The 25,885-nt window shown below is 43.2% G+C and carries 17 protein-coding genes; 7 read left to right on the top strand and 10 right to left on the bottom strand.

Going from position 1 to position 25,885, the window contains the following annotated elements:
* Positions 1 to 138: 138 nt before the first annotated feature.
* Complete coding sequence (locus tag LAY57_RS02790; RefSeq protein ID WP_338022343.1) at positions 139 to 1,419, top strand: ABC transporter ATP-binding protein; 1,281 nt, start codon at positions 139 to 141, stop codon at positions 1,417 to 1,419.
* 33 nt (positions 1,420 to 1,452) lie between these two features.
* The gene (locus LAY57_RS02785) at positions 1,453 to 1,689 is read left to right on the top strand and encodes a hypothetical protein (RefSeq protein ID WP_249064767.1); all 237 of its coding nucleotides are present in this window, start codon (positions 1,453 to 1,455) and stop codon (positions 1,687 to 1,689) included.
* A gap of 34 nt (positions 1,690 to 1,723) precedes the next feature.
* On the opposite strand, the gene LAY57_RS02780 is transcribed toward LAY57_RS02785, so the two are convergent.
* Positions 1,724 to 7,549 (bottom strand): trifunctional serine/threonine-protein kinase/ATP-binding protein/sensor histidine kinase, encoded by a 5,826-nt coding sequence (locus tag LAY57_RS02780; RefSeq protein ID WP_249064766.1) that lies wholly within the window; start codon positions 7,547 to 7,549, stop codon positions 1,724 to 1,726.
* A gap of 285 nt (positions 7,550 to 7,834) precedes the next feature.
* Between LAY57_RS02780 and LAY57_RS35705 the strand changes: the two genes are divergently transcribed.
* Both LAY57_RS35705 and LAY57_RS02775 read left to right on the top strand, forming a co-directional pair.
* Positions 7,835 to 7,969, top strand: a complete 135-nt coding sequence (locus LAY57_RS35705) for a hypothetical protein (RefSeq protein ID WP_275993525.1) — start codon at positions 7,835 to 7,837, stop codon at positions 7,967 to 7,969.
* 52 nt (positions 7,970 to 8,021) lie between these two features.
* Positions 8,022 to 8,174, top strand: a complete 153-nt coding sequence (locus LAY57_RS02775) for a CAB/ELIP/HLIP family chlorophyll-binding protein (protein WP_249064765.1) — start codon at positions 8,022 to 8,024, stop codon at positions 8,172 to 8,174.
* Positions 8,175 to 8,437: 263 nt separating this feature from the next.
* Here the strand turns inward: LAY57_RS02775 and rpoD are convergent, their stop codons facing one another.
* Positions 8,438 to 9,562: an RNA polymerase sigma factor RpoD gene (rpoD, locus tag LAY57_RS02770; RefSeq protein WP_249064764.1), complete on the bottom strand. Its 1,125-nt coding sequence runs from the start codon at positions 9,560 to 9,562 to the stop codon at positions 8,438 to 8,440.
* A gap of 384 nt (positions 9,563 to 9,946) precedes the next feature.
* Between rpoD and LAY57_RS02765 the strand changes: the two genes are divergently transcribed.
* Positions 9,947 to 10,093, top strand: coding sequence for a hypothetical protein (locus LAY57_RS02765; RefSeq protein ID WP_249064763.1), 147 nt, complete (start codon positions 9,947 to 9,949; stop codon positions 10,091 to 10,093).
* A gap of 366 nt (positions 10,094 to 10,459) precedes the next feature.
* On the opposite strand, the gene LAY57_RS02760 is transcribed toward LAY57_RS02765, so the two are convergent.
* The 4 genes from LAY57_RS02760 to LAY57_RS02745 all read right to left on the bottom strand — a co-directional run bounded on the left by LAY57_RS02760 (position 10,460) and on the right by LAY57_RS02745 (position 13,894).
* Entirely contained in the window at positions 10,460 to 11,158 is a 699-nt protein-coding gene (locus tag LAY57_RS02760; RefSeq protein ID WP_249064762.1) for a polysaccharide deacetylase family protein, read from the bottom strand.
* 272 nt (positions 11,159 to 11,430) lie between these two features.
* Positions 11,431 to 12,213, bottom strand: a complete 783-nt coding sequence (locus LAY57_RS02755) for a hypothetical protein (protein WP_249064761.1) — start codon at positions 12,211 to 12,213, stop codon at positions 11,431 to 11,433.
* Positions 12,214 to 12,319: 106 nt separating this feature from the next.
* Positions 12,320 to 12,964, bottom strand: coding sequence for a hypothetical protein (locus tag LAY57_RS02750; protein ID WP_249064760.1), 645 nt, complete (start codon positions 12,962 to 12,964; stop codon positions 12,320 to 12,322).
* A gap of 399 nt (positions 12,965 to 13,363) precedes the next feature.
* The gene (locus LAY57_RS02745; RefSeq protein ID WP_249064759.1) at positions 13,364 to 13,894 is read right to left on the bottom strand and encodes a DUF4330 domain-containing protein; all 531 of its coding nucleotides are present in this window, start codon (positions 13,892 to 13,894) and stop codon (positions 13,364 to 13,366) included.
* A 295-nt stretch (positions 13,895 to 14,189) separates the two neighbouring features.
* Between LAY57_RS02745 and LAY57_RS02740 the strand changes: the two genes are divergently transcribed.
* A complete protein-coding gene (locus LAY57_RS02740) occupies positions 14,190 to 15,053 on the top strand; it encodes a M48 family metallopeptidase (protein WP_420839058.1) in 864 nt (287 codons plus the stop codon).
* 211 nt (positions 15,054 to 15,264) lie between these two features.
* On the opposite strand, the gene LAY57_RS02735 is transcribed toward LAY57_RS02740, so the two are convergent.
* Positions 15,265 to 16,008, bottom strand: coding sequence for a metallophosphoesterase family protein (locus tag LAY57_RS02735; RefSeq protein WP_249064758.1), 744 nt, complete (start codon positions 16,006 to 16,008; stop codon positions 15,265 to 15,267).
* 315 nt (positions 16,009 to 16,323) lie between these two features.
* Here LAY57_RS02735 and LAY57_RS02730 point away from each other — a divergent pair, with 315 nt between their 5' ends.
* The gene (locus LAY57_RS02730; protein ID WP_249064757.1) at positions 16,324 to 16,911 is read left to right on the top strand and encodes a MiaE family protein; all 588 of its coding nucleotides are present in this window, start codon (positions 16,324 to 16,326) and stop codon (positions 16,909 to 16,911) included.
* Positions 16,912 to 16,970: 59 nt separating this feature from the next.
* Here LAY57_RS02730 and LAY57_RS02725 read toward each other — a convergent pair whose 3' ends face one another.
* The 3 genes from LAY57_RS02725 to LAY57_RS02715 form a co-directional block, all read right to left on the bottom strand.
* Positions 16,971 to 17,351, bottom strand: a complete 381-nt coding sequence (locus tag LAY57_RS02725; RefSeq protein WP_249064756.1) for a response regulator — start codon at positions 17,349 to 17,351, stop codon at positions 16,971 to 16,973.
* A gap of 177 nt (positions 17,352 to 17,528) precedes the next feature.
* Positions 17,529 to 23,816, bottom strand: coding sequence for an AAA family ATPase (locus LAY57_RS02720; protein ID WP_249064755.1), 6,288 nt, complete (start codon positions 23,814 to 23,816; stop codon positions 17,529 to 17,531).
* 80 nt (positions 23,817 to 23,896) lie between these two features.
* Positions 23,897 to 25,759 carry a GAF domain-containing sensor histidine kinase gene (locus tag LAY57_RS02715; protein ID WP_249064754.1) on the bottom strand — a complete coding sequence of 621 codons (1,863 nt, stop codon included), beginning with the start codon at positions 25,757 to 25,759 and terminating at the stop codon, positions 23,897 to 23,899.
* Positions 25,760 to 25,885: the final 126 nt, after the last annotated feature.

Raw genomic sequence — 25,885 nt, 5'->3', positions numbered from 1 at the left:
TCGTCAGATTGTGGAAGAAAAACATGAAGGAAAGTTAACCTGTAGTTGAGTAGCTGCAAAAAATGTATAATCCATCATTGAAATTACGGTTAGAGATTAGCGAAAATAGATCTAAATAAAAAGAGACTGGAAATCATTGTGGCACAGGTTGTACTAGAAAACGTTTACAAAAGCTTTTCAGGTCGCAAGGGCGAGAAAGACAACAGGGGAACAGAGGATCTCTCGATCGCGCTAGAATCCCCAGTTAAGAGTCCCGAACAGGCTGTCTTGAGGCGCATTAACCTAACGGTGAAAGATGGCGAATTTATGGTATTGGTGGGGCCATCCGGTTGCGGTAAAAGTACGCTGCTGCGCTTGATTGCTGGGTTGGAGGAGTTGACTGGCGGTAATATTTGGGTGGGCGATCGCCTCGTCAACGATTTGCCCCCCAAGGAACGAGACATCGCGATGGTGTTTCAAAATTACGCCCTCTATCCCCACATGACAGTTTATGACAATATTGCCTTTGGTTTGCGGCGGATGAGCGGGGGAGCGGTGGAGCAGAAGGGCACTCAGCACTCAGCACTCAGCACTCTGTTGGTGGGAATAACGCGATCGCTCCCTAAAAAACTAAACTATCTCACTGAGCGAGAAAAAGCTGTAGATGAGCAGGTGCGTCTCGTCGCTGGATTGCTGCAAATTGAAACATTGCTCACGCGATTGCCAAAACAGTTATCTGGAGGACAAAAACAGCGGGTAGCATTGGGAAGAGCGATCGCACGCAATCCCCAAGTTTTTTTGATGGATGAACCGCTTTCTAACTTAGATGCCAAACTCAGAGCCGAAACTCGCGCTCAAATAGTCAAATTACAGCGACAGTTAGGTACGACTACCATCTACGTTACCCACGATCAGACGGAAGCGATGACGATGGGCGATCGCATTGCTGTCATGGATCGAGGTCAAATCCAGCAATTGGCTCACCCCTTGGAACTATACAACCATCCAGCCAACCGATTTGTCGCCGAATTCATTGGTTCACCCCCCATGAATTTTCTCCCCGTACAGTTTCAAGCTCCTTTCTTAATTACAAATCCCCAATTCCGCCTCACCTTACCAGACATCTGGGAGCGTGCATTACAAAAGTACGACAACTGTTCTTTAACTTTAGGTATTCGTCCAGAACATCTGAGCATAAGTCTGCCAGCACCGAAAAATTTGCAAGTTCAAGTAGACCTAGTGGAAGCACTGGGCAACGAAACAGTTCTATCTGTTCATCTCACAGAAGCGACTGCCAATTCTTCTACTTTACAAGTGCGAGTTGCACCCGATCGCTCTGTACAGATAGGTGAGACACTTTGGCTATCGATCGCACCTGACAAAATTCATCTATTTGACCCAGAAACCGGCATGGCGATATGGCCTCAAGGAAGGGGCTAGGGAATAAAGATAATAATTTTGAGGACAAACAAGATGACTGAAGCGCAACTAACAGGGCTAGTTACCGAAATTCCCATTACGGAATTAATCTCGTTACTTAGTGCGATCGGCAATCGAAACTTCTTCCACTTCCAGCAGCTAGAGAGCGACTTCACCAACCGTTATGGGATTGATATATGGGAAGAATATTTTAACTTTCGCCTGCTTCCAACGCTGGATAACACTTCTAACAAATGGCTGTTAGAACAAATGTTATTATCCAATGTATAGACTAACTTTAGTCGTCAGGGAAAAGAGGGTAATCCTATTTTTTCGGTTTAATCGGAAGATCGATCGCAAACTCCGCCCCCTCTCCCGGTAGTGAAACACAACTTATTTGTCCGCCGTGTTTTTCTACTACAATTTGATAGGAAATCGACAATCCCAAACCAGTACCACTCCCCACTGGTTTTGTTGTAAAAAACGGATCGAATATCTTACTAAGCACATCCTCAGTCATACCAAGGCCATTATCACAAATAGTTATTTTCACACACTCTAAAGAAGTTACCTCAGTGCGAATGCGAATCTGCGGATTTTGGATTGGAGAATCTTTCTTCTCTTTCAGTGCTTCGATCGCATTATTGAAAATATTCATAAACACCTGATTCATCTGAGAAGCATAACAAGTAACCAGCGGCAGTTTTCCATACTCTTTAATCACCTTTATATCAGTAATTTTGACATTTTTTCCCATTGTTTCCGCCTGGGTAGGGTGCAGACGATGCTGCAAAATTAACAGAGTACTATCAATCCCTTCGTGAATATCCACCGGCTTCATATCCGATTCATCCAGGCGCGAGAAATTCCGCAACCCAAGCACAATAATGCGGATGCGATCGGCCCCGTTTTTCATCGAAGCCATCAGTTTTTGCAAGTCTTCTACCAGAAATTCTAAGTCGATTTCCTCAGTAGTATCTAATATCTCATCTGTGGGATGAGGATAGCTTTCTTGGTATAGACGAATCAACTTTACTAAGTCTTGAACGTATTGCGACGCCGGAGTCAGATTCCCGTAAATAAAGCCAATCGGATTATTAATTTCGTGCGCCACACCTGCCACCATCTGCCCCAAACTCGACATTTTTTCCGTCTGAATTAATTGAGATTGGGTGCGTTTAAGTTCCTGTAGAGTTTGTCTTAATTGTGCTTCAGATTGTTGGAGTGCTATCTCTGCTAACTTGCGTTCCGTGATATCTTGTAAAGTTCCGAACAGCTTAATCACTTTACCCGACTCATTTAAAGTAGCCTGTACCTTAGCAGAAATATATCTTACACAAGCATCAGTTCGTAAAAGCCGATACTCAATTTCATAAGTTTCCCCTGTATTAATAATCCCTTCTAATCGTTCTTGAATCGAAGTTCTCTCATCCGGATGAATCAGTTGAAAATATTGCCATAAGTTCGGGTTATCTTGGTTTGAATTAACTCCATGAATTCTGAACATTTCCTCAGTCCAAGTAATTTCTTGTGTGGCTAAATCTAATTCCCAACTGCCGAGTTGTGCTAGTTTTTGAGCTTCGGCAAGACTGGCTTCTTTAGTTTTTAATTCCCGCGTTCGCTCTTGCACTTTCTGTTCCAAATTGGCATAAAGTAGAGCATTTTCTAAGGAGATAGCTGCCTGAGAAGAAAGCATTCTTAAAACTTCTAACCTATCGGGTGTAAATGCTCCGTCAGTTAAGTTGTTTTCCAAGTAAAGAATAGCGATGAGATTACCTTGATTAACGATAGTAGTACATAACACAGACTTTAATTTATTTGACAAAATATAAGGATCGGTGGTAAACACTCCCTCACACGCAGCATCACTTAAAACCACATCAGAGCGAGTTCTCTCTACATAATTAATCACTGTTATAGGTAAATTATCACCAGCATCGATTGGCAGAGATTGCAACACCGCTACTTCTTTGGAATCTACCGTTGATGATGCTTCGATTAGTAGGTTTCCGTCTTTAGGCAAGATAAGAAAGCCATTTGTAGCTCCCGCGTTTTCGATCAGAATTTTCATCAAAGAAGCCAGCAATTTATCCAACACAATTTCACTAGCGATCGACTGCGATGCTTTCATCACTGTTGAAAAATCCAGTGCTGATGAACTACTGTTTCCAGTTGTAGTTGAAAAATTTGTTGTCTTGGCAATTGTTTCTGTTGTGGCAATTTCGGACTTTTTATGTAACAATTGGGAATATCGCGCATCCAAATCCTTGACCTTAGCAATTGCACCCCATCTGAGATAGCAATAACGGGCTTCCTGCATATAAAATTGGGCGAGTTTGATTTTATTTCGGAATAAATAAAATTTAGCTGCTAGTTCGTTAGCTAATGCTTCTTCGTTGATGAATTCGTTTTCTTTGGCGAGGGAAATAGCGCGATCGTACAAATCCCTTGCATTCGCATCTTCACCGATGACTCGATACCGTTCTGCCTCCACCAAATAAAATTTATGCAAATAATTCATCGTGCAATGATGCGCCCATTTCTTCATCTTTTTCTGATTGGCTGTTACTTTAGACAGGATACGCTTTTGTTCCGGCTTCTCGAAATTATGAAACACAGCAAGTCGAGCTAGAGAATCATAAAAATGGAATAAAGGAACTTCAGGCAGTCCCGCCACAGCGTCTAAATGCTTTTCGACTATAGCTGAATTTTCAACAGCTTCAGCGTACTCGTGGAACAGATAAGAGAGCCTAAGTTTGTTTATATATAAGAAGCAAATTGCAGTTTTATCGTTCGCTCGCTGATGAAGTGGCAGCATAGTCTCCTCGACATACGATTCACCAGCTAAACGAGAGGGATTGTTAGAACTACCCAACAAGTTTAAAACTACCTGATGGTACATTTTATAATAATTAAGGGCTGTTTGTTGCTTGAATTTGTCGATAGTATCGCTGTATGTCGCCATTTCCCGTTCAACGATTGTTAGCTCTTTGCCCATAAAATATGAGAAAGAGGAGTAAGACCATACTGCATAAGCAGCATACTCTAAATCTCCTGTTTCCAATCCGCTTTGATAAGCTTCTAATAAATGTTTTAATGAAATATTAAGATGTTCTTTCCAATGATTGACACTGCCATTAACTATACCAAACGTCCTAGCTTTGATATTTTCAGCATTCAACCGCGACACCAAGCTTGAAGCCAGTTGTCCAAATTGATAACCAGAATCAATGTCTCCCACTACCCCGCAGAGAATTAAACCATAAACACCATAAGCATGGCACGACTCAGAAGCATTGCCATGTTTAAGAGATAAATTGACTTGTTTAAACACAATCAGCGGCATCAGTTCGGGAACTGCAAAATACGTGGCAGTAACTATACTGGATAAGATACGCATTGCCGCTAACTTGATGGGATCGGTCATTATCGGCAGTTCTATTAAGTCGTCGATTCTTTTCCCAACTAAAGCTAACTTTGTTCCCAACAAGGCAAGCAAAATATTTAATTTTTTCGGTTTTTCAGGTAACCTCACTCCCAACAACTTCAGAACTTGTAGCGCTGTTTTTATCGCTTCTAGTAATTTGTTTTGCGCTATACAAGCTTGAATTTTTACTTCATATATTTTCACTTTGTCCAGCAGCATCTGCGCTTCTTCCAGCACCACCTCAGCTAATCGAGTCATCTCCTCAAAATTACCGCTGAGGTACGCTGCCTCTGCTGCTTCTACATACAGTTCCAGAGTCAGGTTATACAGCGTCTCCCAAGAAGAGAAACCCGGTTTCTCTTTGTTAAGTAGTTCTATGCCAATATTCAGGTAATTAAACGCAGGTTGATACGCTGCCGATGCCTTAGCTTTTTTGCCAGCAATTAAATTTAATTCGGCAAGTTCATCCCGTTCTGACTGAACGTTAATTAATTCGATGCCAAAATTCAGTTGGTTAAGAATATCAAAAATTTTCTGTTCTCGCTGAGAGGGTGGAGTATTTTGCAGCAATAGTTGCCCTATTTGCGTGTGAACAGCTTGCTTGCTAGATGCAGGAATTAAAGAATATGCTGCTTGCTGAATTCTGTCATGAGCAAACTTGTATTCTGGTAATCGGTAATGGGTAATCGGTAATGAGTCATTGAAGGATTCTCTATAGATGAGAACTAATTCCACATTCCCACTATTGCCAAGAGGCAATATTAGCCCTTCCGCAACAGCTTCCCGCAAATCCGCTGCTGTTTCTTGCGGAGATTTTTTATAAACGTTTGCCAACTTATCCAAATCAAATTGATTGCCAACACAAGCTGCCAGTTGCAACGCTTGTTGCGTAGTATGCGGCAATTTTTGAATCTTGTCTGCCAGCAATTCTACAACATTATCAGTAAATCCTCGCGCCGCAATCCCCTCTATAGACCACAGCCAACCGCCCTGCTGATAGTCAAATTTTATCAGATTTTCCGCATAAAGCGATTTCAAAAATTCATTTGTAAAAAATGGATTTCCTTTAGTCCGTTCCAGCACTAATTCTGCCAAGGGGAGCGAACTTTCTGGTGTGCAGTGAAGCGTATCTGAAATTAACAGATTAACATTTGCCAAATCCAAAGCTTCAAGGAATATATGATTTACAACTGCGCCCGCTTTTTGAATCTCATCCAACGTCAACATCAACGGATGAACCGCACTCACTTCGTTATCCCGATACGCCCCAATTACAAATAGTCCTGTTGTAGCTGTTGTCATCAGCAATTCGATCAATTTCAAACTAGCCGCATCAGCCCACTGTAAGTCATCCAGAAAAATTACTAGAGGATGTTCTACCTTGGCAAACACGCTAATAAAGTTTTGAAATACCAACTTCAAGCGATTTTGAGCTTCTGTTGGTGGCAAAGTTACCGCTGATTGTTGCTTTCCAACAATCAGTTCTACTTCGGGAATTAAATCGATAACTACTTGACCGTTTGCGCCCAAGGCAGCTTTTAGCTTGTCTCGCCATCCGCAAAGTTGCGCTTCGCTTTCGGTTAAAAGTTGCCGCACCAAATCGGAGAAGGCGCTGACTATAGCACTGTAGGGAATATTGCGCTGAAACTGGTCAAATTTACCCGCAATGAAATACCCACGTTGCTTGGTAATGGGTTTATAAATTTCCTGCACTAAAGACGTCTTGCCAATGCCGGAATAACCGGATACCAGCATCATCTCGCTGCTGCCTTGAATAACTCGTTCAAATGTCTTGATTAAACCCTCAATTTCTGACTCTCTACCATATATCTTTTGAGGAATTTGAAACTTGTCAGAAATATCTTTTCTCCCAATTTGGAAATCGGATATATTACCGTTACGTTGTAATTGAGCCAAACATTCTTCTAAATCTGCCTTTAATCCGTAAGCGCTTTGATATCTGTCTTCGGCAGTTTTCTCTAACAGTTTCATAACAATATCCGAAACTGCTTTGGGAATTTCTGTATTTACTTCGCAGGGAGGTACTGGCTGTTTGGCGATGTGACAGTGTACCAATTCGATCGCATCATTAGCATAACAAGGCAGTTGTCCTGTAAACAGTTCGTAAAAGGTAACACCCAGAGAGTAATAATCTGTGTGGTAATCGAGCGATCGATTCATTCTGCCAGTTTGCTCTGGCGATATATAAGCTAAAGTTCCTTCCAAAACATTGGGATTTTTAATGATAGAATTTTCCCGCGTCAATACTGTGGAAATATCAAAATCGATTAGTTTGATAATCCCGCTTTCTAAGTTAAAAACAATATTTGCTGGATTGATATCTTTATGGATGATATTCTGCTGATGCAGTTGACCTAAACACAAAGTAATCTTGATGGCTATCTGGAGACTTTCGGAAAGCGTAAAGGTCACACTTGCCATCAATTTTTTTAAGGATTCTCCCCCGAAATCCTCCAGGATAATGACGGGAGTGTTCTCATATTTCTGCAAGTCATAACCTTTGACAACGCCATCTATGTTCAGATGGCTGATAATTTCATATTCCTGCTTGTATCTGCGAATTTCGTCCAGTGTTGGATATTCTTTTTTGAGAACTTTGAGAATAACGGGTAGATTGTCGCTATTTCGTATCCCGCGATACACAATTGAATTGACGCTTTCATCGACTTCTGCCAAAACTTGATAGCCTGGAAGCGTTATCATAATTTTGTTTAATTAAATCAAAATCTTATTTATTCAGCTATATCACAAAACCTAGAAAAAATCCATAACAAATGTCACAAAGAATTTATTCACCGCCCTTTTTATAGAATTGCGATCGGGCCTGTGCAATAGTAGTAGCACAGCATCATCAATATGTCGGTCATACTAAGATTTTAATTATGCCGTACCCCTACTACAGCTCCTGTTCATTTTGTAGTAGCACAGCATCATCAATATGTCGGTCATACTAAGATTTTAATTAGCTGTGCTACTACTAGAACATATTTGACAAGGGAAGAACCGAAAGTTTCTGGTTTTGACCACAGCGCGATCGCTTTGCAGTATATATTCCAACCTATCTCCCACAAGGCAGACCCAGCACCGACTTATGCAGATACTTGCATTTTTGCCAAGTTCTAGTTATATTAATTTACATAGAGGTTACAAAAAGTTACCAAACGGAGATCGGACTATGCAAGGTCAAAATCGGAACGATGTAAAGTTTGGCTTTACTCCTGGAGCCGAAAATTTGAACGGTCGTCTAGCCATGATTGGCTTTGTCGCCGCATTGATTACTGAATTCGTCACCGGCCAAGGTGTGCTGCACTTTTTAGGACTCATCTAATTTCCCATTTCTTTTGCCGCGCAGAAACCGGGTTTCTCCAAGAAACCCGGTTTCTAAGGTATAGCAAAGTGCTGAGTGCTGAGTGCTGAGTGCTGAGTGCTGAGTACAAACACAGTCCCCGCCTTGCTTTAAGCGTTTAATACTGTCCTAATGTATTCGCGCAGCGCTATATGTAAACGCAGATAAACGCAGATAAAATACACAATAAAAAAACTCCGATAACAGCGACTTATCGGAGCCTGAGATTGACAGCAGATTGCTTGCTACCGAATATATTCTTTGAGAATACTATTGCGGTTGGGATGGCGCAATTTGCGGAGAGCCTTAGCTTCGATTTGGCGAATTCGTTCGCGAGTGACGTTGAAAATCTGGCCGATTTCCTCCAGAGTTTTCATGCGTCCATCATCCAAACCATAGCGCAGACGCAAAACATCGCGTTCGCGGGGGCTTAAGGTGTCGAGGACACTTTCCAAATCTTCTCTGAGAAGATTTTTAGATACTTGGTCTTCTGGTGTTTCGCCATCGGATTCAATAAAGTCGCCCAGTCGGGAATCTTCCTCTTTTCCGATCGGCGTTTCTAAAGAAATTGGCAGCTGAGCTGATTTAGCAATGAACCGCAACTTCTCAATGGTCATTTCCATGCGAGTAGCGATTTCTTCTTCAGTGGGTTTGCGACCCATTTCTTGGGAAAGTAACTTGGTAGTTTTCTTAATCCGAGATATGGTTTCGTAGAGATGAACAGGCAGGCGGATGGTGCGAGACTGATCGGCTATGGCCCGCGTAATCGCCTGACGAATCCACCAAGTTGCGTAGGTGGAAAATTTATAGCCTTTTTCGTGATCGAACTTTTCTGCCGCCCGAATTAAACCGAGGCTGCCTTCCTGGATCAAATCCTGGAATGACAGCCCCCGATTCATGTATTTTTTCGCGATCGAAACTACCAAACGAAGATTGGATTGCACCATTTTGTCCTTCGCCCGCCTACCCAGATGGAGGCGATGACGAAACGCTGGTAACGGCATACTAACCGCTTGGGCCCATTCGCTATCGTGCGGATCTCGTTCTAGCTGGCTGGAAAGTTGCTCCCGTATGCGTTCCAATTCCAGTAAATCTGCTATTTTGCGTGCCAGTTCAATCTCTTCATCCGCCCGCAAGAGTCTAATCCGACCAATTTCTTGCAAGTAGAGACGAATAGAGTCTTCTGTATAGTGCTTCTTCTTGGCTTGAACTCGACGACGGGTAGTGCGAACCTTACCAGGCTTCCCGTCGTCTTCTTCCGTTGAAACCTCTAAAAAATCGTCTCGATCTGTTTCGTCCTCTAACAATAAGAGTTCAAAATCATTAACAGGCTGATCGAGGGTTTCCAATACGTTGCTAGCCTGGGTCATGCCGCGTTCCTCATGCTCCTTTGGGTTAACAAATCAACAACTAAAAATGGTGATGTATCGACATCGCTATTTTCTAGCCAGGGGTACACCTGACAAGTATTTAATACTCGATCGATGGTTGACTGGCTAGGGGAAAAACACTGAGCTTCGCAGCAAAAGAGATTGCTTAAGTGGAAGCGCAGTAGATAACTTTGCCGTTGCATCTTGCAAAGATCTTTCCGATTGTAGCCTTTCTCACAAAAATTGCACGCAGTTTTTCATATAATCCACGCGATTAATTCATCCTCTGCATCAAGCTGGAAAATCATCAAAAATTCCGCTTTTGCACCACAGGCTTTTGGCTTGCGATGCTTAACAGTGGCATAATCTCAAAAAAGCTGGATAATGCGACCTGCGGTTGATAAGAAAGGGAAAGTTCAGGCGAACCGTCCCGATCGAATGCCAGAGAATTGGTTGGACTTAGTTGTTGTCCGTTTTATTGAGAGTAAGGCTGAAAAGATTGTTGCACCCATCTTTTGTCGATTTCCTTGAATTAATTGTGAGTATCATTCGCCTTCGGTCAAGTTAGTTCAGGTTGCTGGTATTTTTCCCCTTTTTTGACTGCGTTGCAGTTGACTGCTGCTTAGTATCGGCTGGTTGAACTAGATATTTGCCTGGTAAGCAGGCTCAAGCTGGTTCAACCCGCGCCTGAAAAGCTTTGGCATCGCAGTAGTGACGTGGATGAATTTCAATTCCACCAAGTCTTTGGGGAGAGATTTCAGGTTAAACTAATACGTTTCAGTCCAGGTTGACTTGACAAATTGCTGAAGTACTCATCTGACATTCTAATGAACTAATCTGTGATATGGGAGCGATCGGGGTTGAGAAATTAACATTTCTACTACTAAAGTCCGTAGCTTATCCGGGGCGGGGGTAGTTGGTTTGCTGCCAAAGCCGATCGACTGTAACAAATTTCAGCCCTTGTTGCAGCAGACTCTCAACAATCTGGGCAGTGGTTTGGGCGACATCTTGCCCACCGCAAGCGCCATCGTGCAACACAATCAGCGAACCGTTGCGAACCTGCCGCAGTACGCGCTGCACGACTACGGAGACTCCAGGTCGCACCCAATCTTCGGGTACAACACTCCACATAACGGGACGATAGTTCCACTGGTGCAAGTATTTCAAGGTCTGGGGCGTAAAGACGCCGTTGGGAGGTCGAACATCTCGGACAGACTTGTATACATCTTGTAAATCTAGTTCGCAGGCGTTGGCGATCGCAATTTGGGTTTGTTGTAAACTCCACCTGAATTCGTCGGGAGAGAGACTGGGAAAAACGCGATGATCGTAACCGTGCAAACCAATCCAGTGTCCCCGGCGATAAACCTCTTTAGCAAGATCTGGTGCCCGGTTGACGCAGGCACCCAACCAAAAGAAACTGGCTGTGATGTTGTAGCGGTCTAAAACTTCTAATAGTTGCGGTGTGTAGTCTTGGTGGGGGCCATCATCAAAAGTGAGGGCTACGCTGGGTTGGGTAATAGTTCCAGCCCAAAGACAGCTCTTAAAGGCGGGTTTGAGAATTCGATATGCAATGGGATAAAGGGGGGCAAATTCCATCAGCAAAATTATAGCTAGGGACTAGGGGCTAGGGGCTAGGGGCTAGGGAAGAGGGAAGAGGGAAGAGGGAAAACGGTTACGGAGTAAGGGATTATGAACCAGAGGTAAGAGTTGGAGTTGCCCTAACCGACGAGAGCGGTTGCTATACATATAAATTTACACAATAGCCCCCCAAATCTGGGGGGAAAAGGACTCTTGAGGCCCCAGATTTGGGGGGAGGGGGCAAGGGGGCAAAACCTTAGTTTTTGCGTAAGTCCTGTACAGATTAAAAATTAAAAATTTGAGGGAACACGGCGGCGTGAGGAGGCGGCTTTTCGCTTTAAATCTGGTGGTACTGATAAGGGCCCTTCGCCAAGAGGCAGCTGTTGAAGACGATCGAATGCCTGTAAGCCATCGAGAACCGCATCCCGAATCACTGCTTCTGACTCTTGAGAGAGCATCAAGCAAAAGTACTCAGCGATCGCTTGCTGCTGAGAAGAGTCATATTTTGTGCCAAATCGCGTCAGATGTCGAACGGCAATCAAACGCTTGAGGGGGTCAGCATCCGTCAGGGAAGCTAGCATTCGATCGAGCTTTGCCTCATCTCGAAAAACCCGCCGTCCCACAATTTGCCAAATCAGCAATACCAAGATTGCCAGCGTACCTAAGCCTTGCAGAATTGCACCACCAGCGATCCAGGGACTATCGGTGTCAACTCCGATCGAGATTGCCGTATAGGTGCTGAGGGTAGCAAGTCCGCCACTGCCGACTGCTATAGTTAACTGGCGATTCGCTCCTCCAAAAAAACGACGCAGATTTGACCAATAAAGCTGCCAGTCCAACACTTGCAGCCGATAGACCAACCACATTACCAGCACGCCGACGCTAGTAGCTAATAAAAGCTTCCAGTTCCAAAACAGCATGACGATCGCTACAGTCAAGCCGGAAAGCCAGAGTCCCAGATGCCCGAAATACTTACCCGAAAGCGATTTTAAGGCTCTACTTTTGAATTCTGGAAGCGACGAGTCCGGTATCTGGTTGACGAGTTGCTGCCACCAAGACGAAGCCTGTGCCACGTTGCTTACCTGTTAACGGTGAATAGTATCTAAAAATATGGATAAATATCCACATCTCTAGATGGAAACAATATCACCTACTAGGATACCTAAGCTATTACCAGTCCTACATCTCAAAATTCAAATCATCAACGGTAAACTGACCATCAAAAGCACAGAAGGTAATGCGGTGGATATTTGGCGCTTTTAACATCATCGGTATGTTCGGGGGAATTGCCGAGTTAGATCCGGCTAGATTTGACCCCGGCATTTCCACTTGGGTGAGTCGGTGGTTATCGCGATCGTAGGCTGATAGAACCAGCCGCTGCGAACTGGTAATAAAGGCTTTGACAAAAGAAACTGGTTGCAGGAAAGTGGCTTCCAGCCATCCTGTCTTCGGCGCTCCCATCAGTACTGTAGCGCCAGAATGCGCCGGAAAAGCTGGGTTAGAAGGATGAATGGCTATACAGTTATGGAATATTACTCCCCAGCGTTGAAATTGCCGATCCACCACTTCAAAACACTTGAGGTCTTCCAGATTCAAGTAAACACAGGCTGGTACGGTAACGAGTAAGTCAGATTCCGATGTCGTTTGACTGCTGCCAGGAGAAGCCAAAAAAGTCGGTGCATCGATCTTCTTATCCATCGCCAGCCCCAGTGTTCCTAATGCGCCAAGTTCATCCGATTGAGGGCTGAACTGCTTGGACATCACGCATTCTGAGTACATTTCTCGCTCAACCTGATTAACTATATGCTCTTGTTTGAACTCCAAAAAACGAGAAAAATCTGCTCGTTTTTTTTGAATCGCCTCAGAGTTTTCGGCTTGGTATGCTTGACTCTAAATTTGATTCGGTGTATATACGGTCGTTTTGCATAGAATAACATGAAAAAGCGATTGTGGGGTCTAACCCCCCATTGCCTATCCACAAGTGCTATAGTTGGCTGGTGTCAGCATTTTGAAGCTATAAATGCTTTTGTACTGGTATTAAAAAATTCACTTAATCTTTACAGAAAACCTGTTTATCTTCAACCCACATTCATCTGCAATTAAGACAACGGGAAATATTGATGAAATCAATCTATTACCACAACATGGGTAAACTTGCCATCATCCATAGTGATGTTGCAAGTTTACCCATGTTGGTGTTATGCGAGCTAAAGCACCATCTAATTAGCTTTTAATCCGCACGTCGATAACGCTGGCATTGAAATCATACTCGAAGCCTTCCAGCTGTAGCAGCATACCGACTTTGATTTTGTTGTTGCCGAGAACAGGGCCATTAGCGGTGATTTGGGCTTTACCAGCTAAGGTGATCAGCATATCGGTGCTAAAAGTATCCTTTCTGGGATCGGGAAGCGCTTTGACGGAACCATCGGGTTGGGGAACTACCACGCTTCTGGACAGTTCTTTGACCGATTTGATATCAACCTGGCCGTAGGGTTGATTGCGGATAATAATATTGGTTTTCTTTTTGGTCTGAAACTCCTTGATTAATTCTTGGGGGTTAAGTATGCTCAAACCTCTGACAACGACATCAACCTCGACGGGTTTTGTGGTGACTCCCAATTGAGCTACGGAACCGGAAGTGCCTGGAAAGAAAAAGATGCCTACTACAACGAGCAGAATCACTAAAGCAGCGCCCACATCGAGGATGCTGAGTTTGCCGAACAAGCGACCTTGAGAGTCCAAAATCTTCTTCATGGAGTATCGTCCGTTGCTAATCGAGAAAAAAATTTAGTCAAGAAATCCCTGCCAGCCAATTATTGTAAAAAGTTCCTGAGAAGTTGCACAGCTAGAAGATGCTGGTTCTGATTTGCCAGATTACCACACGGGGGAGGGGGGGAGGGGGAGAGTGGGGGAGTGGGAGAAATGAACAATGAAGGATGAACGATAATGCAACATGAATTACTGAGAATGCGTCTGTCTTATAAACTTATTGAACCAAAGGTTGCTCAGGAAAGGTTGTGAGTTTAATTTTTTGTCACTCTGGTCTGATATGTTGAACCTCAAGTCTATTTTTTTCGATCGCATTCGTCACCGCTGGTTTTATCCGTTGCTTTCTTTGATGGTGACGCTGAGCCTGTGTACTCTATCACCTCATCCCACCCAGGCGCTTCCCTGGAGGGATTTGATTTTTCAGGGAATTCAAGTCATCCAGCTGTCTAATATGTCGGAGCGGCAGGAAGTCCAGATTGGGCAGCAGATTAACGCTCAGCTATTAGGAAGGCAGTTTCAGCTTTACCGCAATCCGCAAATTGCTAACTACGTGGATGAGGTTGGCCAGCGGTTGGTGGCTGCGAGCGATCGCTCTAATATTCCCTATACTTTTCAGGTGGTCAGGAATGATAGCGTCAATGCTTTTGCGACGATGGGGGGATTTGTTTACATCACCACTGGGTTGCTTAGAACCGCAGACAACGAAGCTCAACTGGCAAGTGTTTTGGGTCACGAAATCGGCCATATTGTCAGCCGTCATGCGGTGGCACAAATGCGTCAGGTAGCGATCGAGCGCGGATTAGCTACAGCGGCGGGGCTAAATCGCAATACTATGATTGCCCTGGGCGTGGATTTGGCAGTCAACCGTCCGCAAAGCCGCAAGGCGGAATTGGAAGCGGATCAAAGCGGATTGCGGACTCTAGCGCGGGCGGGTTATGCTCAATCGGCAATGGTTGCGTTTATGGAAAAACTTCTAGGTGAATCTTCCCCTCCCAGTTTTTTAAGTACTCATCCGGCTGCGAAGGATCGCATTGTCGCCCTGGAACGTGCGATCGATCCAGCAGGCGCTAACGTTGGCGATGGGTTAAACGAGACTGACTACAGAGCCAATATCCGATCGCTTTTGCGATCGGGCGGTGCGTGACATCTAGATATAGCAACTTTAGGGCGATGAGGGCAACTCCAACTGTTACATGAAGTCCATAATCTCTTAGGTCGTAACCTTTTTCCTCTTCCCTCTTCCCTCTTCCCTAGCCCCTAGCCCCTTTCTTGTTTCTTGTTTCTTCTTTTGACTTTTGACTTTTGACTTTTGACTTTTGACTTTTGACTTTTGACTTTTATAGCCCCTAGCTATACTACCGACGAGCGAAAATCAGGTTTGGCTCAATCCGCACCACTGCTTTCTCAAGGGGTAGGGTGCGGACGCAATTCTCAAACACATTAACTTGATACACAAGATTGTTGGTGATGTCCAATCCGGTCAACCAGCCGCTTTTGCGGTGATAAGCGCCGGTGTCAATATCCAGCCAACCCTCTCCTTGGGCAATTTTTCCTGGGTGGACGCCGGGTAAAGTAAAGGTGATGGTGTGACCTGTGACAATCAGTTTGTCGGGGAAGTAGGGCTTTTGAATACTGTGAAATTCATCGCGAATCCAACAAAATTGGTCGGCAGTTTGCTCTGAAATCGGCATCTGGGGATCGACGCCTGCATGAACTAGCCAGATATCGCCTAAGTCTAGATAGGTGGGTAGTGTCCGCATCCAGTCGAGGTGTTCGGCACAAATGCGGGAGTCTGCGTAACTAGCCACTGTTGCATGACCGCCGCTGTAGAGCCAGACTTGCAGTATATGAGCTTGGCCTTTTCCGTTGACAAAGCTGTCTAGTAATAGCTGCTCATGGTTGCCAAGCAGGCAGGTATAGGAGTTGGCGATGACAAACTCTACAACCTGACAACTTTGAGGCCCCCGATCGATTAAGTCTCCTAAGAAATAGACTCGATCCATCGATCCTGGAGCGATCGCCTCTAATAAGGTCATGAGGCCGTTATAGTGGCCGTGTACATCACCGATAACGATACGACGGTGGGTGGTTTCCCTCATCCGAATTTCTATTGCCAAATTACTGGGTAAGAATTTATAGCAAAAGTCAAATGCTTGCTGTGAATTGGATCTGGCGTTTTAGGATGCCGTAACCGCCCTGGCGGTTGCTATAGTAGCCACAGTCAGATATAGCGACTGTATTTTTAAGGCATCCTTTGCACTAAAGCCGAAGCACTTAGCACTTAGCATTCAGCACTTTGCTATGTAGCCTGCTGGGACTGGTTTGATAAACTGGGAGATCGGCTACTGTTGCAAGCACCCCGTTAATTTAATTATGCCCCCAATCGGCGAAAAATAGGTTAATGGTGATCTTTGATGATAACAATTATTAATGCGCTCAAACAACCGACTAGATGGGAATGGGTCGAGCAAGCTCTAGCTAATCTAGACGCGATTTTGCTCGATCACTCTCACTGCGAACGCAAAGCAGCTGGAGTGGCTTTAAATTTGATGTTTCGCTACCCGTCTAATACTAAGCTGGTAAGGATGCTGACTGCGATCGCTCGTGAGGAATTGGAACACTTCGATCTGGTCAATCAGTGGCTGGAACGACGCGGTATTCCTCTTGGCCCTCTGGCAGCACCTCCTTACGGTGCCAGTCTTAACGGGCAAATTCGCCGGGATGAACCGATGCGGTTATTGGATACTTTGTTAGTCTGCGGTTTGATTGAGGCTCGCTCTCACGAGCGCCTGGGCTTGTTAGCCGCTCATTGTCCCGATCGCGAGTTAGCCCAATTTTATCGCAGCTTGATGGCTTCGGAGGCGCGGCATTACGGCGTTTATTGGAGCTTAGCGGATACTTATTGCGATCGGTCTGCGGTGAGGTCGCGGCTGGAAGAATTAGCAGGAGCAGAAAGTAATATCCTGGCTACTCTGCATCCCGAACCGAGAATTCATAGCTAAGTTCATAGTTCATTGTTCGTAATTTATTGCCATTCAATCATGAACAATGAACTACGATCCTACTTAAAACCGAGAATCTCCTTAGATTTTTCCAGCACTTCATCAGGATCGAAAGGCTTTGTCATATATAAATCTGCACCTACATCATTCCCTTTTTGTTTATCAAACTCCTGTCCTTTTGCTGTCAGCATAATAATATAAACATCCCGCATTCCCAGGTCTTTTTTGACAGCACTACAAACCTCAAAACCGCTCATTTTAGGCATCATTACATCCAAAAAAACCAGTTGAGGTTTTTCTCTCTTTATAGTCTCAAGAGCTTTTTCGCCGTTTTCTGCCATCAGTAATTCCACACCCTCCTCTTCCAGTTCCTCTAGAGTTTGTTCCATCAGAACTCTGATATGAGGTTCATCATCAACAATCAAGACTTTTTTCGTCATATAGCCGATCTAACCCAATACTGCTCGGTTAAGATATTCGTGGTCACAAGGGGCGAAGCATTCGGGCAATAATCTATCGCTAAAACCCTAGATCTTCTGTCCGAATGCTTCGCCCTTACCCCGCTCCGAACAGTATTGCGATCTAACCTGTATATCTTAAAAAATTAGCATACCTTTTTAAAGATTGATTTTCTCCCCATCTGCCAGTAATACAAAAAATACATTTTCCAGTCCCTTTTCAAATCGCAATAATTTGACAAGATCGTGCTGTTCGGAAAGTATGGAGTTGACTATAATCATATCCGGTTTCACGGTTAACGCCTTATCGATGCACTCCTGGCCGTTGGAGGCTTCAGTAACGCTATATCCCTTCGCCTGCAACACATCAGAAACAGTTTTCACGACTGAGGCATCTTCATCTACTACTAGAATTTTCTTTTTCGATGTTCTTTGAGACAGCAACAATCCAATATTATTAAGCAGTTCTTCTGCGTTAACAGGCTTAGTAAAATAGCCATCTATTCCCAGTCGATACTCCCTCTGTTTATCTTCAATGATTGACAATATGACGATGGGTATACCCATTGTTTGTGGATCGTTTTTAAGCACTGCTGCCACATCAAAACCATTCATCTGAGGCATCATCACATCAAGGATAATTAAGTCTGGTCTAGCTGTTTTTACCTGGGTAATCGCATCCATTCCATCTTTAGCTTCTCTGACTTGATAACCTTCCGGTTCTAGTTGCTGTCTGAGCAATTGGCGAATGTTCGCATCATCATCGACGACGAGAATGCTTTTCTCATGCTGTGACGTCGAGGGTGCTGCTTGTACCAAGCTTTCCTTCAATTGTCTAACCAAGATATCAATAGAAATTTTGTCTGTCTCCGCATTATTGCTGTCAGCGATCGGTAGACTGAATGAGAAATTACTTCCTTGTGTCGGTTGACTTTCTACCCATATTCTGCCGCCATGATGTTCAACAATTTGTTTGCATATAGGTAGACCTAAACCGCTTCCTTTGGGTTTGTCTGTGAGGGTATCACCAACCTGCTGAAATTTCTCAAATACCTTCTCTCGATCGGCAGGAGCGATCCCAATGCCAGTATCGATGACGCTGAAGATAATTTGGTTACCTTCCTGTCTTGCTTTCACAGTACAAGAGCCTGTTTCTGTGAATTTCATAGAATTGGAAATAAGATTAATTAAAACTTGCAGCAACCGATCGCGATCGCCCAGCACTTCCGGCAGTCCTTCTGGGACATCCTTAAGCAGGGCAATACTTTTAGCTTGAAACAGGGAAGATGTGGCAGCGATCGCGCGATCGACAATTTCCGCTACCGAAGAAGGCTGCATATTCCACTCCACCTTACCAGCCTCCATCTTGGCGATATCCAAGACATCATTGATCAACGTCGTCAGTCGCTCGCCTTCAGATATAATAATGTTGACATTGTCGTTGACCTGCTTGAATGCCTTTTGAGCTTTGCGATCCGACTCTGGAATTGAAGGAAAAATCGCATCGTCGAGTTTTTTCACAATCAGCTTGGCAAAGCCCAGTACAGAAGTTAAAGGCGTCCGCAATTCGTGAGAAACTGTAGAGATAAAATCGGTTTTCATCCGATCGATTTCTTTTTCCGTCGTGATATCGCGGATAACGCTCACCGAACCGAGACACTCAGATTTAGCAGATTCAGAAAGAAAAGTGCCTTTAGAAATGGTAGTCGCCACAGCCTTGCCAATTCTACCATCTGCTAGTTCTATCTCTGCCGTCAAAACCTCATTTGGATGTTCCCTAGTTTCAGCTACGAGTGCTGCTATTTGACTGTTGAAAATTTCCTGGCAATCTTTTGCGATCGCATCCCCACCTTCCAGATGAAACATCGCTAACAAAGCCGGATTAATATGAGTAATTTTGCCATTGATATCTGTCACCAACAAACCATCAGCAATATTATTGACGATCGCTCTCAGATAAGCCACAGTATCCCGAACTTCGTTTACTGCTCGTGCTAACTCAAGCGAGATAGCCGCCTGTGCAGAAAGTATTTTTAAAATTTCCAGCCTTTCAGGTGTAAAAGCACTTTTTGTCAGATTGTTTTCCAGGTAAAGGATCCCAACGAGTTTTCCTTGATGAATAATCGGCGCACAGAGTAGTGATTTAATTTGGTTATTTGTAATATAAGTATCCGTCCCGAACATTCCCTCGCTCGTCGCATCATTTAAAACCACATTTCTCAGAGTTCTTTCTACATAATTGATAATCGTCACGGGAATATTTTGGCTTGTTTCCAGATAAATAGAAGGCAACAAAACCCGATCTTTATCTACAGATTTTTCTGCTGCTACTAATAATTTTCCTTCCTTTGCCAGGAGGAGAATACCCTTTTGAGCGCCAGCATTCTCAATGAGAATGTGCATTAACTTCTCCAGCAACTTGTCGAAAACGATTTCCGACGAAATGGCTTGTGAAGCTTTAATCACCGTATTTAAATCCAGCATCGCTGAACTTCCGCTCGTCGTCGGATTAGCCGTCGGCCTTACTTCGTTCTCAGAAGTTTCTCTAGCTAAGAGCCGCAAGAAAAATTCTGGATATCTTTCTTGCAAATCTCTAACTTTTGCCTTCGCTCCCCAGCGAATATATCCATAGTAAGCATCAGTTAGATATACTTGAGCAACCTTATCTCTAGTGCGAGAAAGATAAAACTCTGCTGTTAGTTCATTGGCGAGTGCTTCTTCCTGAATGTATCCTTGTTCTTTCGCTCCTTGAATAGCACGTTCATAATATTCCATTGCTCTGCCAATTTCTCCCGAAATTCGCGCTTTCTCTGCTTCTACTAAGTCGTATTTATGCTGATAATTTATCGGCGCATGAAGAGCCCATAATTGCATTTTATTTTGATTTTCTTCTACCAGAGCGAGATATTCTTTTTGGATGCTGCTTTCGACTTGAGGATATTCAGCGAGTAAAGCCAGAGAATAGTAAAAATTGTGTAAAGCAACAAATACAAATCCATTCACATTCGCTGTTTGCTCGTTTGCCAAAAATCCATTTTCGATAGCTATTTTTCCATCTTTAAATAAGTAAGAGAGAATCATTTTGGAAAGATGGATAACAAACAGTGACATACCATCTTTTGCTTCGTGCAACAATGGTAACATTGCGGTCTCATTAAAACTTTTGCCAAGCAACCGATTTGTTTCAACTTCCAATCCCTGTAGATTTAACGTAAACTGATGCCATATTTGAAGATAGTATATAGTAAATTTTTGTTGTAATTGCATCATTAAATTGATATAAGATAATTGTTGCTGCTCTACAAATTCCAGGGGTTCTCCTATCCAAAAAATGTGATTGCAATAGTGGCAAGCATTATAGCCAACATATTCCATATCTCCGCTTTCTAGTCCACTTTTAATTCCTTCCAATAAAGGCTTAATGCTTTCCTTGATATGCTCTTTCCAGTGTCTAATAAATCCATTAAAGTGAGCATAAACTTTACTTTTTAGTGAATTGGCTTTGAATTGCTCCAACAACCTCAAAGCCACCTGACCAGAATGATATCCAGAATCCAGTTTTCCTGCTCCACATAGCAACCAGCCATAATTAGTATAGGCGATCGCAGCCAACGCTGAATGACCATTTTGAATACAGAGATTCACTAGGGTCAAGCTCACACGCACAAAAATTGTTGGATCTGCAATAATCGCTGGACCAATGACAGTAATCAGGAGTTGTACAGCCGCAAGTTGCTCAGGATTTGTCATTACAGGAATTTCTTCTAGTTGTTCCAATTTGGGCAACTGGAATATTTCCAGAGAGTCGCTGGGTGTGTTTAACAGAGAAAAACCGAGGAGTTCTAGGGCTTGTAGTCCAGTATTGACTGCTTTGAGCATCTGATTTTGAGCAGTATAAAACTGGATTTGAGTCTCATATACTTTGACTCGATCGAGTAGATTTGTAGCCTGTTGCAGGACGACTTCCGCTAAAATAGCTGCCCGATCGAAGTTAGTATTTAAGTATTCCACTTCTACTGCTTCGACATAGAGATTCAGCGTTAAATCATACTGATAATGCCAACTATCTTGCTCTAAAAGTCTCAATCCTACCGTTAAATAATTGAGCGCAGGTTCGTAAGCAGTCGCCGCTTTAGCTTTCCGAGATGCGATTAGATTTAATTGAGCTAGCCGATCTTTTTCCACCTGGTCAATAATGAATTCAGCACCAATATTCAGTTGGTTTACAATCTCAAATATGTTGTCTTCAATCTCCGTTTCTGGGGTATTTTTCAGGAGCAGTTGACCAATTTTTAGGTGAGTTTCTTTTTTCTGATCTTCGGGAATCAGAGAATAAGCCGCCTGCTGCACGCGGTCATGGAGAAATTTGTAGGAAATTTTAGTAATTGGTAATTGGTAGGATTGTTCATTTTCCATTGTCGATAACCAATTACCCATTCCGACTAGCGGAATCTTGTAGGCATCACTCAGGGGTAAAATCAAACCCAACTGAAGTGCTGGCCACAAATTAGATGCTGTTTCTGAGGAAGATTTTTGATTGACAATTGCGAGAACTTCTAAATTAAATTTATCTCCAATACAAGCTGATAATTTTAATACTTGTTGGGTTTCTAGCGCTAATTTTTGAATATTTCTGGCAATCAATTCGACAATATTATAATCAGTAATACCTACAGCTTGAATTTTTTTAATATTCCACTGCCAACAGGCAGTACTAAAGTTAAATGTCAATAGTTCTTCTTGATGTAGAGTTTGCAACATTTGAGTCAAGAAGAAAGGATTGCCTTGAGTTTTATTGAAAACTAACTCAGCTAACGGCTGAGATTTGGAAGTCTCATCGTGAAGAGTATCGGCAACAAGTAAGCGGACGTTGCTGATATCTAAAGGTTGGAGTGTGATAGTAGCAATACGGACACCAGTTTTTTGAATATCCTCTAATGTGAGCATTAAGGGATGAGTTGAAGTTACTTCATTATCTCGATACGCGCCGATCATCAACAGATATTGGCTATCTGGATCAGTTATTAGCAACTCAATCAATTTCAAGGAAGCTGAATCTGCCCACTGTAAGTCATCTAGGAAAACTACCAGGGGGTGTTCGGGTTTTGTAAATACATGAATAAATTGTTTAAATACTCGATTAAAGCGATTTTGTGATTCGGATGGCCCCAGTGCAGGAACATCTATTTGGGGGCCGATAATCAGTTCTACTTCGGGGATCACATCTATAATTACCTGCCCGTTTATACCCACAGCTTCTAATAGTTTCTCTTGCCAAATAGCTATTTTTTCGGAATTTTCTGTTAACAGTTGTCGGATTAATTCTTGAAATGCTTGAATCATTGAAGCGTAGGGAATATTCCGCTTGAACTGGTCAAATTTGCCTGCTATAAAATAACCCCTTTGCCGAACTATGGGTTTATGAACTTCATTGACTACTGAGGTTTTACCAATCCCTGAGTAGCCACTCACAAGCATCATCTCGCTTTTTCCTTGACTAACTCGGTCAAAGGCTGACAGCAAAGTAAGTACTTCTTCGTCGCGGCCATAGAGTTTTTGTGGGATGGAAAAAGAGCCGGATTTATCCCGCTTACCGATTGAAAAGTCAGAAATATTGCCAGTTGATTGCAGTTGATTTAGACAGGTTTCTAAATCTGCTTTTAGTCCTAAAGCGCTTTGATAACGGTCTTCAGCGGTTTTGGATAATAACTTCATCACGATATCAGAAATCGCGTGGGGAATTTCTGGATTTAGTTGATGGAGTGGGATTGGTTGTTTGGCTATATGACAGTGAACTAATTCTAGGGGTTCGGTGGCATTAAATGGTAGCTGTCCTGTCAAGATTTCATAGAATGTTATTCCTAATGAATAGAAGTCTGTGCGGTAGTCAATTGACCGATTCATTCTGCCTGTCTGTTCTGGTGATATATAGGCTAGGGTTCCTTCTAGTAAATTGGTATTACTAATTTCTGTCGTCTCTCTGGATAGGCGTGATGCTATGCTAAAGTCGATAATTTTAACTTTCCCTGTAGAAGTGTTGACCAGGATGTTATCGGGTTTTATGTCTTTATGTATAATCTGATTTTGATGTAACTGCTCTAGGGTTATGGCTAGCTGAATGCTGATTTTTAGGAAGGGAATTAATTCGATTTTTTGAGTCACTAAAATTTTTTTGAGGGATTGTCCTGAAAAGTCTTCTAATATGATTGCTAGACCGTTATGATAGTTTTCTAATGCGTATGCTTTAACAATTCCTTCAATATCTAATTTTTGCAGAATTTGATATTCATGTCTGAGTCGAGTAATTTGTTCGAGGGTGGGATAATCGGCGAGGAGTGTTTTAATAATCACCGATGTTTGAGACTGTTCCCTAACTCCCCGATAAATAAGAGTATGGAAACCGGCTTGAATTTGTTCGGTGATTATGTAACCTGGAATGGAAATCATTCGTGTTCTCCTATCGCTTTGTGAGGTTATTTTAGTCTGGTATATTAATAACCAAAATTTGCAGAGTGTTCTACAAGTGGTTAACAATATTGAGTTTGATGGCGGTATGTCTGCAAATTAGGAGTAAAATCAACCAGATGGTGATTGTTACTCTGAGGACGACTTAGTGCGATCGCTTTGACGGGAATCTGAATCAAAAACTCTGCACCCTGACCTGGTTCAGATATACACTTCAAGCTGCCTCCATGTTTTTCTACCACAATCTGGTAGCTAATGGATAAACCTAGCCCTGTACCTTTCCCTACTGGTTGCGGATAGTGCTTGCCATAAAGTTGGACAAGATCGAGTAAGCTGTGGGAATATTGATGGGCGTGGGAGAGGTTTCCGTAGATAAAATTGACGGGGTTGTTGATTTCGTGGGCTACACCAGCAACCATACAGCCAAGGCTGGACATTTTTTCGCTTTGGATTAGCTGTGCTTGGGTTTGCTGTAATTCGTGCAGGGTTTGCTGTAATTGTCGGGCTTGGGCTTGGGCTGTGGCGGCTGCGATCGCAGTTTCTTGGTACAATTCTGCTTGGTCGAGGGCGATCGCTAGTTGAGTAGCCACAGCCTGCAACAATTCTACTTCATGGTCGCTCCACTTCCGCACTTCTGTACTGTGACCGCAACTAATTACACCAATTGTGCCAGCGCGAGTCTGAATCGGCAGTGCGAATAAAGAGCTAAATTTGCGATCGAGGAAGAAATCTTTCATTACCGGATCGCTGAGGTTTACGACATTATCTGCCCAAACTACTTCCATGTCTAGAAGCTTCTGCGTAAACGAACCAACCTCTACAGCTGAGTAGTAACCCATTAAGCTCGGTAAATCTGGGTTTTTGGCTTCTTTGACAACTTCCCAGCTAGCGGAAGAACGATCGATGTACTTCGCAGGGATTTCCGAAGGATGAATGCAGTTTTCTGCTTCACTTTGGCCTTTTGACCTTGTTTCCTGGTTCTGGCTGGGAACTAATTTCTCTGCTTCGGGTCTATACCAGATGAATTGGCAGCGATCGATTTGCAGGAGACTGCGGATCTCGCTCACAGATGTTTCTAAAATTGTATCGAGGTTCAGGGAATGACGGATTTGGGTTGCCAAACGAAAAAGCAAAGCTTCCCGGCGGCTTTCGCGCAGCTGGTTTTCATGGAGAAGGGCATTTTCAATGGCCGATCCGGCTTGAAATGCTAGCATGGTAAGCAGTTTTAGATCTGCTGCTGTGTAATTGACTGGTGTCTTGCTGCTGATTTCGATCGCACCAATTACTTTATCTTTCGTCTTCAAAGGAACGCAAATTAAAGAGCTTACTTGCTCTTGATTTTCTACATATCTGGGATCGGATAATACATCGTTGACTATTTCTCCCGTTCCTCTTATAACTACGTTACCGATGATGCCTTCACCTAGTTTTAAAGTTGCTTTTGGCTGGCATTCTTTACCAAATGCCGAGATGACTTCAAGCCAGCCCGTGACTGGATGAACTAACACGATCGAGCCGCTGGTTGCTTCGATTAGCTCCCTTGCTTCATCGAGCGCTAATTTGGCAACTTCTTTTAGTTCTAAAGTTGCCGTTAACTTTTGGGAAATTTGATATAAAACTGCGATTTCTCTATATCGATCTAATAATTCGTTGGCAAGTGCTTTCTTTTCTAGCTCTTTATGAGCTAAATAGGATATAAAAGCAGCTACGGAAGATGCTTTTTCTGACCCAATTACCCATCCGATCGTTTTTCCTGAAACTTCGATCGGACATCTATTTAATTCATTCTCACTTGCCACCCCTATCAGCGTATTGCCTTCTGCATCCCGAATGCTGATACAATTATCAACAGTATTTACAAGGTTGGCGATCGTCGATGAACTTTCTTTTTTAGATAATAGCTTCTTGAGGCCGATCTGAATCATTTTATTTTATCTCTCCTCAATTTTGCATTACCAAGTTTTATGATGATTCATAGGTAGTTTCTTCATCATCTACCTAAAGATATGTTTTAATGCACACTATATTATCATATCCATTATATTTCACAA

Source organism: Argonema antarcticum A004/B2, assembly GCF_023333585.1.
In the GTDB taxonomy this organism is placed as follows: Bacteria; Cyanobacteriota; Cyanobacteriia; order Cyanobacteriales; family Aerosakkonemataceae; genus Argonema; species Argonema antarcticum.
The sequence above is the reverse complement of the archived record's forward strand: the minus strand, read 5'-3'. Positions and strand labels throughout refer to the sequence as shown.